The sequence below is a fragment of the Corynebacterium sp. LK14 genome (assembly GCF_008042215.1).
GTDB classification, from domain to species: Bacteria; Actinomycetota; Actinomycetes; order Mycobacteriales; family Mycobacteriaceae; genus Corynebacterium; species Corynebacterium striatum.
Genome location: NZ_NOVQ01000019.1, coordinates 118,059 through 131,898 on the forward strand (window position 1 = coordinate 118,059; position 13,840 = coordinate 131,898).

Annotated in this window: 12 protein-coding genes, 2 tRNA genes and 1 other RNA gene; 8 read left to right on the forward strand and 7 right to left on the reverse strand. The window is 61.3% G+C overall.

The genetic code is table 11. The features are described from left to right. The first annotated feature begins 61 nt into the window (after window positions 1-61). The 5 genes from CHU71_RS12290 to CHU71_RS12310 all read left to right on the forward strand — a co-directional run bounded on the left by CHU71_RS12290 (window position 62) and on the right by CHU71_RS12310 (window position 6,549). Window positions 62-943: a hypothetical protein gene (locus tag CHU71_RS12290; RefSeq protein ID WP_147761227.1), complete on the forward strand. Its 882-nt coding sequence runs from the start codon at window positions 62-64 to the stop codon at window positions 941-943. Window positions 944-1,218: 275 nt separating this feature from the next. After that, complete coding sequence (locus tag CHU71_RS12295) at window positions 1,219-2,820, forward strand: hypothetical protein (protein ID WP_147761228.1); 1,602 nt, start codon at window positions 1,219-1,221, stop codon at window positions 2,818-2,820. Window positions 2,821-2,876: 56 nt separating this feature from the next. After that, on the forward strand, window positions 2,877-4,445 hold the full coding sequence (locus CHU71_RS12300) for an exonuclease domain-containing protein (RefSeq protein WP_147761229.1): 1,569 nt from the start codon (window positions 2,877-2,879) through the stop codon (window positions 4,443-4,445). Between the two features lie 45 nt (window positions 4,446-4,490). Beyond that, window positions 4,491-5,777, forward strand: a complete 1,287-nt coding sequence (locus CHU71_RS12305; protein ID WP_086892256.1) for a MurT ligase domain-containing protein — start codon at window positions 4,491-4,493, stop codon at window positions 5,775-5,777. Next, window positions 5,770-6,549: a type 1 glutamine amidotransferase gene (locus tag CHU71_RS12310; RefSeq protein WP_005530354.1), complete on the forward strand. Its 780-nt coding sequence runs from the start codon at window positions 5,770-5,772 to the stop codon at window positions 6,547-6,549. The genes CHU71_RS12305 and CHU71_RS12310 overlap by 8 nt, the downstream gene beginning before the upstream one ends. Window positions 6,550-6,673: 124 nt before the next feature. On the opposite strand, the gene recR is transcribed toward CHU71_RS12310, so the two are convergent. From recR to ffs, 6 genes are all read right to left on the reverse strand, one after another. Then, a complete protein-coding gene (gene recR / locus CHU71_RS12315; RefSeq protein ID WP_005530356.1) occupies window positions 6,674-7,330 on the reverse strand; it encodes a recombination mediator RecR in 657 nt (218 codons plus the stop codon). A gap of 98 nt (window positions 7,331-7,428) precedes the next feature. Then, window positions 7,429-7,779, reverse strand: a complete 351-nt coding sequence (locus CHU71_RS12320) for a YbaB/EbfC family nucleoid-associated protein (protein WP_147761230.1) — start codon at window positions 7,777-7,779, stop codon at window positions 7,429-7,431. Window positions 7,780-7,843: 64 nt separating this feature from the next. Beyond that, a complete protein-coding gene (locus CHU71_RS12325) occupies window positions 7,844-10,450 on the reverse strand; it encodes a DNA polymerase III subunit gamma and tau (RefSeq protein WP_147761231.1) in 2,607 nt (868 codons plus the stop codon). 56 nt (window positions 10,451-10,506) lie between these two features. Continuing rightward, window positions 10,507-10,869: a suppressor of fused domain protein gene (locus CHU71_RS12330; protein WP_220182252.1), complete on the reverse strand. Its 363-nt coding sequence runs from the start codon at window positions 10,867-10,869 to the stop codon at window positions 10,507-10,509. 183 nt (window positions 10,870-11,052) lie between these two features. Then, window positions 11,053-12,324 carry an aminotransferase class I/II-fold pyridoxal phosphate-dependent enzyme gene (locus tag CHU71_RS12335; RefSeq protein WP_147761233.1) on the reverse strand — a complete coding sequence of 424 codons (1,272 nt, stop codon included), beginning with the start codon at window positions 12,322-12,324 and terminating at the stop codon, window positions 11,053-11,055. Between the two features lie 100 nt (window positions 12,325-12,424). Beyond that, window positions 12,425-12,521, reverse strand: an RNA gene (gene ffs, locus CHU71_RS12340) — signal recognition particle sRNA small type. Window positions 12,522-12,705: 184 nt separating this feature from the next. Between ffs and CHU71_RS12345 the strand changes: the two genes are divergently transcribed. The 3 genes from CHU71_RS12345 (at window position 12,706) to CHU71_RS12350 (ending at window position 13,227) form a co-directional block, all read left to right on the forward strand. Continuing rightward, window positions 12,706-12,794, forward strand: a tRNA-Ser gene (locus CHU71_RS12345). Between the two features lie 158 nt (window positions 12,795-12,952). After that, a complete protein-coding gene (locus CHU71_RS12910) occupies window positions 12,953-13,114 on the forward strand; it encodes a hypothetical protein (protein WP_187272095.1) in 162 nt (53 codons plus the stop codon). 24 nt (window positions 13,115-13,138) lie between these two features. Beyond that, window positions 13,139-13,227, forward strand: a tRNA-Ser gene (locus CHU71_RS12350). An 83-nt stretch (window positions 13,228-13,310) separates the two neighbouring features. On the opposite strand, the gene CHU71_RS12355 is transcribed toward CHU71_RS12350, so the two are convergent. Beyond that, window positions 13,311-13,835: a methylated-DNA--[protein]-cysteine S-methyltransferase gene (locus CHU71_RS12355; RefSeq protein WP_147761234.1), complete on the reverse strand. Its 525-nt coding sequence runs from the start codon at window positions 13,833-13,835 to the stop codon at window positions 13,311-13,313. Between the last annotated feature and the right edge of the window lie 5 nt (window positions 13,836-13,840).

Sequence of the window (13,840 nt, forward strand, 5' to 3'; positions counted from 1 at the left end):
CCCCGACTGCGCGCCTAGGCCAAAGACCCGCGGATACGGTTTAGGTGGTAGAAGTCGAAACATGACTTCTCCCCTGTATCCCATCCCGCACCTTGGCCTAGGCGCAGTTCAGTCGCTTCCCGTTTGGGATGCCGCTACCGCGCCCTCCGATCCTGAGAAGCAACTCGTTTCCCTCACGCGTCTGACTAACGGCGGGTGGGATGTCATGTCCGGCGAAGAGAAGCTGGGCTCGATCGCTGCCCGCGATGCTGCAGAGTATCCAGAAATTGAGCTGCTTTTCGACGCCGGCCTAACCCCCGCCGTCACTTTTCGCCACGGTACCCAGCCCGCCATCCTTCTACCGCGGCCAGGCCTATGTTTGCCCGCCAATAACCCGCCGAGTTCCCCGTGGGCAATACTGAATTATGCCCCCGCTATAAGCGTTCACGACATTCCAGACGACGTGGATATTCCGCACTACGGCCGCATCCACCTTCTTGTCACCCTGCGAACCACCGAATCCGATCCCCACAGCATCAGCGCATACCTAGGGCCGCAATTCATCGCAACGCTAGACGACGCCCCCGCATACCTTTCTGCGATCATCACAGAAAATGCCGCAGATGGGCTGACCACACTAGCGCATGCTTACCACTACCCCCGCCAAAACGGGCGCGTGCTTAACATTTACGCCTCTAACGCCGTATCCCAAGAATCGCGGGAGGGAACGGGCCAGGAACGTCTTTTAGCAGAACGGACCGCCACCACTAGCGTTGCCGCCGAGACTTTCGAGACGGCCAGTTTTAAAGCCATCACCGATACAGACCTTTCCCGCATCGATCGACTCCCCAGCACAAAAGGTGATGCATCACCCACGCCGGGCAGTCCTAAACTCTGGCTCATTCTTATTATTTTGACTGTCGTTGCATTAATTTTGTCAACTGTATATATGGCTGCCCACTAAACATTATTCGTTAGGCGTAATATGCTTCCCCCACTCGCAAAGCGTCAATAGTCCCAGCTAAAGGCCAGCTTATACGTTTGAAAATTATTCATTTTCGAAGTAAGATTTTCTACAGATTATTAACCTATGCGGGCATTTTAATGGATAGTGTTAGTGAAGCTGTCACCGGCAACCCCACCCCAATGCTTGCCGGTGATTGCAGTATTTGAATACTTAGTTTTATTGAACCCCGACTTTTTGGCTCAGCCGGTACCCCTATAAGAAGGCGAATATTGATGAAGTCGACCAACTACATGGTCCCCGACCATGGTTTTGGCAATGTCAATAACATTCCCATTCAAGAAGTAAACCCTGACTTCTTGGTGGACCTTATGGAAAAAACGGGCACCGATCAACCAGAAATCAAGGTCAATTTGAGCGGTTCCTCCAAAGAAGGCTTCAGGGTCCGCTATCAGGACACCACGATCGGCCACCTCGAAAAGAGCGACGTCAGCGCTTATACCGAGCTGGACTGGATCATTGATTCTGGCCTGCATCCACACGTCACCGCTCGCATCGCGATGGTCGAAATGGACGGCGAACAGTGGTCTTCCTTTGACGTTCAGCTCCCAGCCCCGGGCCTATGCGTGCCTGCAAATAACCCCCCAGCTGAGCGGTGGGCCTTGCTGCCGGGTTCAACCCCTGCAACCATCACTAATTTTCAACCAAAAATGGACGTGCTCCCCGAGGGAGCCGAGCACTTCCTCGTCACGCTCCATGCCCGCCGTTTCCTTGGCCGCCGCGCTGTAGCTGTTCTCGTCGACGGAGTACAAATTGCCTCTCTGGACCGCGAAGATGCCCGTCGCCTTGCAAACACGGTGCTGGAGTATCAGCAAAACGGCCTCCTTGCAGTCGCTCACGCCTACTACTGCATGGAGGAATCCAAGCCGAGCTTGGTTGTTTATGCCGATGCTGAGGATAAAGCTAATCGCGCAGTCGTAGCTGGCACCCTCACCGCAGCGTCAATGGGCCTTTCTGCTGTTACAGCTGCACGTGCAGAGGCAGCAGAGCACGCAAACATCCACTTCTTCGGGTCCACCAACAATCAAGTTGCAGCCCTAATGACTTCCAAAACTGCTTCTACGGCTCTCATGGGCAGCAACATTGGTTTGAAGCTGGTGGCGGCTGCAAGTACCGCGGTCATTGTTGGTGGCGGGGCAACCTTTGCAGCTTCCATGTTCTCTGTAGACAAGCAGAAACACGAGGAAACAGCTGCATTACAGGGAGAATCCTTCGACGATTCCTCCTTCCAAGACGAAGTCACACCGTCCCGCAATACTTTGGGCAATAAGTCCCATTCCAGCTCATCCGTTGCTACAGCTCCTGGCACCGAAAGCCGAGGCAGATTCCGCACTATTGAAGAGGACTCTGACTCCGCTTCCAACAAAAATGGGCACCGAAACGTAGCTACGCGCATCCAGGCGAAGGCGATTGAACCGACGCCTGAGCCTGCAAACGAAGACGTACCGCAGGTCACTGAAACTTCTGTAGTTCTATCTACACCTCGTACTACTGCGCCCCGCAAGTCAGAGACCACCGGCCCGGCACCTTCGGTTGAGGTTACAACCGCACCCCCAAGCACTGTGTATACCAAGGAGCGCGCAGTCGACCATCCGTCCACCACCGACGCCCCTACTACGAGCCGCGAACCAAGCACTCCGCAGCCGCCTACGCCCGAGATCGTCCCGTCGACCACGCCGCAAACCACGCCACCGACGAGCAAGCCGCAAACCACGCCACCGTCGACCAAGCAGCCAGAACCTACGCAGCCCTCAAGCCCGGCCACACCGACTAGGCAGGTTACAACGACGGTAATAACTATCATCATCCGCCCCTGAGTCACACACTCGCCCGTTGAGCGGTTTCGCGCGGTCTAGGTACTACACTGATAAGAATGAGCATGACCCCCGGCCCTGATTCAGCCCCCGCGCCTTCTCCGGCTGCGCTGGCCACTGGCCACCCCCGCACTCCCGGCCGGGCTTCCGCTCCGAAACCCGGCCCCAAGCCGCAAGCACAACCGCCTAAGCCTGGGCCGCAGGCACAAAACTCCGCGGCCCGCACCCCTGCTTCCACTGAGCAAGAGCCAGCGCAAAACGACCGCGAGCCCAGCACGCAAGAAATCGCGCAAGCCGAGGCTGTGGCCGCACATCCTTTCGTCGCGCTCACCGTCCAGACCACAGGAATTCACCCCTCCACGGCTCGGCTCGTTGCAATCGACGCCCTAACCTTCAACGCGCAAGGCGAAGTCGGCCAGGAATTCCATGCTGTTGTCAACCCTGACATAGACCCCGGTCCGCGCCACCTTCATGGCCTGACTCCCGAAGAGGTCGCTGGAGGCCAAGCCTTCTCCCGCCTTCTCAAGCCCTTGGACCAGCTTATCGACGGCCGCACGCTCATCGTCCACGACACCCCCTTCACTTGGGGCTTCATCGTGTCCGAGGCCCGCCGCGCCATGATGGCAGCGGCCCGCCAGAATCGCTCGCGCAATCGCAATCGCAACAAGGGACGCCGTCGCCGTCAAAAGGTCGGACACGTTCCCACCCCGGTCACCATCGTGGATACTCTCGCCACCGCGCGCCGACAGGGGGTATGGGAGAACGACATTAGGCTGGCGGCCGTCGCCAAGCGCAGCGGACTCGATGTACCACCACCCACCGCAACTACGCAGCGCGCGCAGCGCAGCGAGGCTGAGACCTCCCGTGAGGCTACGCAACTGCTGTACCGCCTCTACCGCCTCCAAGCAGGCAAGACGCTGAGTACGTACGCACCTGACGAACTGCGCGCGGACCGCTTTGGGCTGCAGCGCTCACACGTGCGCGTCGACGCCGCGGAAGCTCCGCGGCAGCACCATAACCCGGGCAAGTACCAGCCGGGCAAGGAGCTGCGCCGTGGCATGGAGATCGTGGTCGCCCCGGAAATCTTGGAAGATCCGGACACCATCATTTCTGCGCTTGGCCGTGAGGAGCTCAACTACTCGGAAAAGCTGACCCGTGAGACTTCCTTGGTGGTTTGCAACGTAACCACTGACCTGGTGGGCAAACCGATGCACGCGCACCGCAAGGACATCCCCCTGATGTCTGACACGGCCTTCCTCGCCGCACTCGAACGCATCGAGGAGGCCCAGGAGCCGGAGCCAAAGAAGGAGCAGTCGAGCCGACACGCACACGTTCCGAACAGCAACAATCGCCGTTCGAGCAACGCTAACCGACGCCGCTCCCGCCGCAAGTCTTCCTCCGCAACAGGCAAGCCAGCCAATCCCAATGCACAAGTTGCTGAGAACAAGCAGGATGCTGCGCACAGCACGCAACACAACCCACAGAACAAACCGCAGAACAAGTCCGGCTCTGGAAATGGCAACAAGCGACGTCGCCGCCGCGGCGGACGAGGCGGACGCGGACGCCGCGGAGGGAACAACTCTGCGGGGAATAACTCTGCAAAGAATCAAAACTCCGGACAAAACTAGGCGCGCGAGTCCCGTCCGGTGCGCTGACGCGACTACCCTAAGGGCATGAGTTTTAACCTTTCTGGCACGTTGCAGTCTCTGCGTACCAACGCCGCCACTACCGCCGCCAAGCTGGCCACCACCGCCTCCCGCGCCACCGGCCGCGGAGCAGGCGGAATGATTGGTGGCCTCGTTGCCGGCGCTATTGACCCACAGATCATGGCCCACCTCGGTGGCGACCGCCCCGCAGTCCTGGTTACTGGCACCAACGGCAAGTCCACCACTACCCGCATGCTCGCCGCCGCCGTGCGTGCTGAGCACACCGTGGCCACCAACGACGGTGGCGACAACATGGATGCCGGAATCATCTCTGCATTGCTGGCCGGTAAAAACGCCAGCCGCCTCGTCCTCGAGGTCGACGAGCTGCACGTTCCGCATGTGGCGGACAAGCTCAACCCGCAGGCTTTGGTGCTGCTGAATCTCTCCCGCGACCAGCTGGACCGCGTGGGCGAGATTAACAAGATTGAACGCGCCCTGCGCGGCGCGGTTGAGGCGCACCCGGACATGCTCATCATCGCTAACTGCGACGACGTCCTCATGACCTCCGTGGCATACGACGCCAAGAACGTCATCTGGGTGTCCGCTGGTGCCGGCTGGCTCGGCGAGTCCGTGACCTGCCCACGCACCGGCGGCCACATCATTCGCGACGGTGAGGATTGGCGTGCCGTCAAGCCGCTTGCCGACGGCCGCGAATTCCGCCGCCCCACTCCCACCTGGTCCGTGGACCAAGCTGGACTCCACACTCCGCAAGGTGATCGTGCATTGAACCTCGCGCTGCCTGGCCGCGCCAATCGCGGCAACGCCGCACAGGCCATCGCTGCTGCCGTGGAGGGATTCGGCGTGGACCTCGACAAGGCGCTTTCCGCCACCGAGTCCGTTGCCGACGTCGCCGGCCGCTACTCCACCATCACCCTTGGTAACCAGGAGATTCGCCTGCTTTTGGCTAAGAACCCGGCCGGCTGGCAAGAGGCGCTGTCCATGGTGGACCGCACCGCCGAAGGCCTCGTCATCGCCACCAATGGCCACGTCGCTGACGGCATCGACATGTCCTGGCTGTGGGACGTGAAGTTCGAGGACTTTGCGAAGCTGGCAGTCAAAGCTTCCGGCGAGCGCGGCACCGATCTGGCTGTGCGCTTGGTTTATGCCGATATCTCGCACGAGCTCATCCGCGATCCGCTGGAAGCCATCAAGGCCTGCCCTCCGGGACGCATCGAGGTTCTGGCTAACTACACCGCTTTCCGCGACTTAAAGAAGGCGCTTGAGCGCGAAGCAAAGGAGACCACCAATGACTAAGCTGCAGATCGGCCTCATCCTGCCGGATGTTCTGGGCACCTACGGCGACGATGGCAATGCTCTAGTCCTGCGTCAGCGCGCCCGCATGCGCGGCCTCGAGGCGGACATCATCCCGATCAAGCTGGGCGAGCCAGTGCCGGATTCCCTCGACGTCTACACCCTTGGTGGCGGCGAGGACGTGGCACAGATTCTCGCTGCTGAGCACCTCATCGCAGACGGTGGCCTCACGCGTGCGGCCAACGCAGGCCGCCCAATCATCGCCATTTGCGCAGGCCTACAGGTTCTCGGTGAGTCCTTCCGCGCCTCCGGCCGCATTATCGACGGCGTGGGGCTTATCGACGCCACCACCGCTTCCATGGCCGAACGCGCCATCGGCGAGGTCTCCTCTGAGCCCACCCGCGCTGGCATCACTGCGGAACTCACCGAGCCTCTCACCGGTTTTGAGAACCACATGGGCGCGACCATCCTGGGCCCGGCTGCGCAGCCGCTGGGCAAGCTCACCCGCGGACAGGGTAATGCCGACACTGCCGCTACCGCGGACCTTGCCGATGCCTCCGAGCAGCGCACAGCCGAAGGCGCCGTTCAGGGCAGCGTCATCGCTACTTACATGCACGGACCAGCACTAGCCCGCAACCCGCAGCTCGCTGACCTGCTGCTGGCCAAGGCTCAGGGCATCGCTTTGGCGGATCTCGAGCCCCTCGACATCCCAGCCGTGTCACAGCTGCGCACCGAGCGCTTCAACGCGTCGAAGCCGCCGCGCTCGCAGCTCTAGTCTCGCAACTGCGGGCGCTCAGCTGGCGCTCGCGGCTTGCCTTAGCCGCCCTAAATGCCAAATCGTCGCCATTTTCGCGCAACTTAGCGCCACAATTCGGCAATTAGGGCGGCTGCTAAGACAGCTACACCGTCAAACGACCCGACAGCGCGCGGGACAGCGTCAGTTCATCCACGAACTCAAGGTCGCCACCCAGCGGCATGCCGGATGCGAGGCGGGTGATCTTTAGGTCAGGGAAGTCTCGCAGCAAGCGGACCAGGTATGCCGCGGTGGCCTCGCCTTCCGTGTTCGGATCGGTTGCGAGGATGACCTCTTTAATCTCCGGCGTCGTGTCATACAACGGCGCGTCCGGGGTGGAATCCGCCAGCTCGCGGTCCGGCAGCACACCGCCGATGCGCTGCAACAACGCAGAAATATTAAGGTCTTTCGGGCCGACGTTGGCCAGCGGATCCAAAGCACCGCCCAGCACGTGATAGCGGCCGTTGTACTCGCCAGTTCGCTCGATGACCTGGATGTCCTTAGGCTCTTCCACAACACAAATAGTGGATGCATCGCGCTGCGAGTTCACGCAGATGCGGCACACCTCTTCGCGGGAGATATTGCAGCAAATGCGGCAGAAGGTCACGCCGTCGCGCACCGCACCGAGCGCGTTTTGCAGGCGGTCGACGTCCTCCGGATCCATGTGCAGCACGTGAAAAGCGATTCGCTGCGCCGACTTTGGGCCCACGCCAGGCAGGCGTGAAAACTCGTCGATGAGATCCTGCAGAGGTCCTTCGAACACGATTCTCCCTAATAATTAACGACAAAAGGCCGCCGCCCCGAACCGGGACAACGACCTTTTAGTTTAACGTGCGACTACTGATTGCCGCCGAAGACATCCTAGAAAGACAATCCGTCAAAGCCCTGCTGGCCCTGGCCCATGCCCTGGGACAGCGGGCCAATCTTTTCTTGAGCCAGCTTGCCAGCGGCAGCGTGTGCCTCCTTGAAGGCGCCGATAACGAGGTCCTGGAGGGTGTCAACGTCCTCAGGGTCCACAACGGACTTATCGATCTGGAGGTCAACGAGCTCAGCACCACCAGTCATAACGACCTTAACCAGGCCATTGCCAGCGGTTCCCTCAACCTGCGCGGCGAGGATTTCTTCCTGTGCCTTCTGCAGCTCAGCCTGCACGCGGGCAGCCTGTGCGAGCAAGTCGTTCATGTCATTTGCCTGGGACATTGGGTCAGTCATGGAAAGTCCTTTCAAAAGTAAGTTCTCTAAGTTTTCGCTACCCGCCAAGTGTACAGATGCACGCCTACAAGCGCCGTGCTCCGAGTTCCTTGGCAAGCAGCTCCATCGCCACCTCAGTTGAACTGCGATGATCCATCTCGCCGACGTTTTGCGCTTCCTCCATCATCTCGCGCTCTTCGTCATCGCGTGAGTAGGCCTGTTGCGGTGGTTGCGCAGTGCTTGCCGACGCCCCCATCTCCTGGTTCTGCTGCCCCAGCCCCGGTTGACTGGGCTGCGGGTCAGCTGGATAGTACTCCTCTGGTGGTGCCTCAAAATCGTCTTCCGGCGCTGGTTCGGGCGGCAGCGGTACACCGTTGCCGAAGTGCGGAACTTTGTTGAATTCCTCGTCACGCTTCTGTGCCACCTGGGAGGCCTGCGCGATTCGCGAACGCCAGTCACCACCCTGCTGGGATGACTGTTGTGCCGGCTTCGCCGCTTGCTGACGCGGGGCCTGCGGCTGCGCAGGCGGAGTAGCTTGCGGTGCAGGTTGATGCGCGCTTGCCGCCGCTGTGGCCGCCGCCGCAGCCTCCGATGCCGCAGCCGGTGTCGCTGGCCCGGGGCTCTCTTCGCGAGCAGGCTCGTTGTTCTGCGTGCCGATAGGTCGCGGTGCTCCCCACGGATCATCAGATGCAAACGCAGAAGCGTTCGGAGAAGCGTTATCGGCAGCGCTTGCCACCTCAGCTCCTCCAGTCTCCGGAGCCGCAGGCTGTGGCCGTTCCGGCTGCACCGCCTGAGATGCGCTGGCAGACTGCTCCGATTGCTGCTCGGGTTCAGCCTGCGGACTAGGCCTCTCAGACTCCTGTTCTGGCTCAGCGGACTCGCGCTGTTGCTGGTTTGGGTTCCACGTTGGCTGCTGCCGCGGAGTGCTTTCGCTAAAGCCTGCTGCCTTCGGGTTGGTGCCGATGATGCAGTTGACCTTGATGTCACGGCGCAGCTCTTCCTTAAGAACTGCCACGATCGCATCGTTGTTGGACGGCGAATTGATTCGCTCCGCAAGGGCACCCGTGGTGTGTCCCAGAATCAATGTGTCATCACGGAAGCCAAGCACGCGCGCCTCAGCGAGCATGATCTCTGCAACCTTGTTGCGACGCCCCACGGCCGCGCGAAGGTTCGACCACTGCGAACGCACTTGCTCCGCGACATCAACTGCATGTTCCTGCGCTGGTTCCTGAACAGACTGCTGTGCCGGTTCCTTGGCTGACTCCGGAGCAGACTCCTGTGCAGGTTGAGTCTCGGTTCGCTGCTGAGGCGCCTGTTCGGCGCGCTCGGCTGGCTGTTGCTCGGACTGCTGCGGCTGAGCCTGCGGCACCTGGGCCTGCTGCTGTTGTTGCTGCGCCTGGCGGTTGCGACGGGCAGCGATAATGGCGGCAGCTGCGGCTGCTGGGTCTTGGGCTTGGGCAGTAGCGGGTGCAGGTTGGTTGGAAGCTGCGGTATTTGCGTGGCTGACAGCAGGCGTTCCAGCGGAGGCACCTTGCGGTGAGCCAGCAGGCATACCCGTGGGCAGCGCAGCCGGCTGGCCAGCCGCGGCTGCTGCCGGAGCCGAGCCCACGAGTAAGTGAGCGCAAAGAATCTCCAGCAGGAGGCGCGGCGAAGTCGCTCCTCGCAACGAAGAGATACGGCTGTTTACGGTCTCAGCCAGGTAGGCCAGCTGCGCTCCGGTGAAACGCCGTGCTTGGGCAAGGAGGATCTCGCCGCGATCGGTTGGAGCGGAGACCAACCCGGCTTCCAAAGCACCCGGAACGGCCTGCAGGATCATCAAGTCGCGCAGACGATCGAGCAGATCAATGGCAAAACGGCGAGGTTCGTGGCCGGCTTCGATGACATCGTCGACAAGCGTGAACAAACCCGCCTTGTCCTGGTTAGCCAGCGCCTCAATCGTGTTGTCAAGAAGACCGAGATCGGTCACGCCCAGCAGGGGACGGGCGACGTCGTAAGTGAGTCCGTCAGGACCCGCACCCGCGAGCAGCTGGTCCAAAATGGACAGCGTGTCACGCGGGGAACCACCGCCGGCCTGAATGACCATGGGGTACACAGTGTCATCCACGTGCACGCCCTCAGCAGCCACGGTGCGCTCCAGCAAGCCCTTCATCGCGGGCGGGGTCAGCAGGCGGAACGGGTAGTGGTGGGTACGCGAACGGATGGTGCCGATGATCTTCTCCGGCTCCGTGGTGGCGAAGATGAAGATGACGTGCTCTGGTGGCTCTTCAACCACCTTGAGCAGAGCATTCGCACCCGAGGCGGAAATCATGTGGGCCTCGTCGATGATGAAGATGCGATACCGCGACTCCGCCGGCGCGTAGTAGGCGCGGTCGCGCAGCTCACGCATGTCCTCAACACCGTTGTGTGACGCCGCGTCGAGCTCCGTCACATCGAGATTGCCCGGGCCGCCCGGGGCCAGGGACACACAAGAATCGCACACTCCGCACGGCGTGGACGTCGGCCCCTGCTCGCAGTTGAGCGAACGGGCCATGATGCGCGCAGAAGAGGTTTTACCGCAACCGCGCGGACCGGAAAAGAGGTAAGCATGGTTGATTCGCCCTGCGTCGAGGGCAGCGGATAAAGGCGTGGTGACCTGCTCTTGGCCGACCACTTCCGCGAAAGTTGCTGGACGATATTTCCGGTATAGAGCCACGGTTAGTCAGTCTACATTCTGCCGCGGACACTCTCCCCCGCTGCGGGCGGAACAAGCTAACCGGCGCGCTTCCAATCCAGGATGTCCACGCCTTGCTCGGCGACTGCTTCCTGCAGCTTGGCGACGCCTTCTTCCACCGCGTACGCATACTCCGAGTCGGTAAGCATGAGCAGTTGGCACACCAGCGTCAAGCGACCTTCTTCGGGCAGCTGCGGGACCTGCCCGCCCCACAGATAAGGAGCGATGAGCAGGCCATGGTGCACGCTCAGCGAATCTTCGGCGAGGACCTCCGGCAGCATCACGCCTGGCTGCGCGGGCAAAAGGCCCTTGGCCTTGGTGAGTTTGTCCGCGGCCGCGACGACTGCCGCAGCCACCTCCGGCTGGGTGGCGCGCGCTACGGTCAACAGCTCGCAGCGCACGTCGACCCCCTGCTCCGCATGCTTAAGCCCGGTGTCGACGTCGCCGAAGGTGGTGGTGACGGCGAGGGACTGGGCGTCGTCAAGCGCGGCTAAACCGAGCCTGCGCCCCTCGACGTTCTTGAACTCAAGCTGGGCGGGGATGGCCTGGTCAAGCCAATAAGCAGTCTCGTCGGAATTGATGGCCTAAGCCCCCAGCTTCTCCAGAGCGGCGAGCAGGACGCAGGTAGCGACGCCGTCCATCGCAGCCTCAACCTCTTCCTGCGGAGGCAGGGACGGAGCGAGGCGGATATTGCGGTCATTCGGGTCCTCGCCGTACGGGAACGCGGAACCGGCCTTGGTGAGGACGATGCCGGCGTCCTTGGCTAGCTCCCAGACGCGGGTAGCGGTGCCGTCAATGACGTCGAGGGAGATGAAGTAGCCGCCCTTTGGATCGGTCCACTTGGCAATCTCGTACTCGCCGAGGCGGGACTCAAGGATGCGCAGGACCGCATTGAACTTCGACGCCAGCAGCGCTGCGTGGCGGCGCATGACCGCGCGAACGCCCTCTGCAGAGCCGAAGAACTGGTGGTGTGCCAGCTGGTTGATCTTGTTCGGGCCGATGCCGCGGATCTTGGCGTGGGAGAGGTACCAGTCAAGGTTCTCGCGGGAGGAGGCGAAGAAGGCGACGCCTGCGCCGGCGAAGGTGATTTTGGAGGTCGAGGACATGGCCCAGAAGCGGTTCGGGTTGCCGGCCTCTGCGGCAATGTCGAGAATCGGCAGGATCTCTGGGAATTCGTCGGTGAGGGTGTGAACGGCGTAAGCGTTATCCCACACGATGCGGAAGTCAGCAGCGGCGGTCTCCATGGAGGCCAGCTCCTTGGCTACTTCTGCGGAGATGGTGACGCCGGTTGGGTTGCCGAACATCGGGACGGTCCACAGGCCCTTGACCTGTGGGTCCTTGACCAGTTCCTTGATGGCGTTGACGTCAGGGCCGTCTTCTAGCATCGGCACAGAGATGAGCTCAAAGCCAAAGTGCTCGGTGATTGCGAAGTGGCGGTCGTAGCCCGGAACCGGGCAGATCCACTTGATGTTTTCTTCCTGCGACCACGGGCGCTCGGAGTCGTTGGTGCCGAAGGCGAAGGCCCATGAGATGAGGTCGAACATGATGTTCAGGGAGGAAGAGTCACCGGCCATCAGCAGGTCTGGGTTGGTGTTGGTCAGCTTGCCCCACAGCTCGCGAAGCTCTTTGATGCCCTCGAGGTTTCCGTAGTTGCGCAGGTCATTGCCCGCTGCGTCGGTGTAGTTGCCGGCGCCCGGCAACTCAAGAAGGTCGTTGGACAGGCTCAGCTGGGTCTTGGCTGGCTTGCCACGGGTCAGATCGAGCTTCAGGCCCTTGGCCTTGAGCTCCTCGTAGTCCTTACGGACCTGTGTTGCGAGGTCATCGAGTTCGGACTTTTCGAGATTGAGCAGCGACATTCCTGTCTACCTTCCGGGTTAGTTGCGGGTAGTTGCGAATATATGTCAACCAATACTAACGCTTGCGTGCAGCTTTTGTAATGTTTATCACCCAGAAAACTTGAAAGGGACCCCGCGCACCCGTCAGAGCCTCCTGACCCTTGCTGCATTCCTGCCCTGGGGGAGTTCAGAGGATGGACGCCACGCGGAATCCTGCCGATAAGCCTAGCGCGCTAGCCACGCTCGCGGCAAACCGTTATTCTTTCCGTCGCTGCGGCCCCGCTCCTCCCACCACTATGGCCACTGTTACGGCTACTCCACTAACGCCGAACGCAGACCGGCCTACCCGGCGTGCGGTGTACGAATTTTTCCTTTGGGCCTGCTCGTGTAGAGTCTTCCAACGGAGGATTCGACTAGCGGCCTATGTCACACGCCTGGAACGCGTGCGGGAGTCACATCCCTCAGGGGTTCAAATCCCCTATCCTCCGCCACAGGTCCCAGCTCTTCGGAGTTGGGACCATTTACGTTTTCTTGAGTCCGGCGGCGTGGAAGGGCCAAATGGTGAGGTACAGATGGTGAGTTCGCCATTCAACAGCCCCAGCAGTTAACAGCACCCCCATCCGTAAAGGGTCGACCTCACCATTTGGACGTGACCTCACCATTTGGACACTGGGCTCGCACGGATTGCACTCAGGCCGCAGGATTCATGCTCAGCCCGAATGGTTTGCGCTCGGCTCGCGTGGCTCGCGGGCGGCCCACGCAATTTGAGGGCCACCTTTCCGCTATTGACCTGCGGATTTTGCCGCTCTAGACATGGCTGATAATGTTTTCCAACGGAGGATTCGACTAGCGGCCTATGTCACACGCCTGGAACGCGTGCGGGAGTCACATCCCTCAGGGGTTCAAATCCCCTATCCTCCGCCACAGGTCCCAGCTCTTCGGAGCTGGGACCATTTTTTCGTTTTCAGCAGCCAGAAGCTGCAGCGCTAACAGGGCGAAGGCGAAGGTCAGAACTCCAGCGCACCGTTTTCCAAGCGCAGCAGCAACTCCTTTGCGGCCACGCCGCCACGGTAGCCACCGAGGCTGCCGTCGCTGCGCAGCACCCGGTGGCACGGCACGATGATCGGCACCGGGTTGCGGGCGCAGGCGCTGCCCACGGCGCGGACGGCCTTGGGGTTTGCGGCGGCATCGGCAAGCTGGGCATAAGTGGAGGTCGCGCCGTATGGAATGTCCGACAGGAGTCTTTGCACGCACTGACGGAAGCCCGAGGTGAGGGCCGCATCAATGGGCACACTGAAGGTGCGGCGCGCGCCTGCGAAGTACTCGTCTAGCTGTGCGGCAGCAAGAGTCAGTTCTGGGCTGGTGCCCTTGGACACCGGGCCGATCTTGTCATTAAGACGTGCCAGCACTTCCGCGGAGTCTTCGCATGCGAAGGCCAGATAGACCACACCCCGCTCAGTCGCCGCCACGAGGAGTTCGCCCACAGGCGAGTCGACGTAGCGATAGGTAACTGAGCGGGGTGTAGGTGCCATGCCGG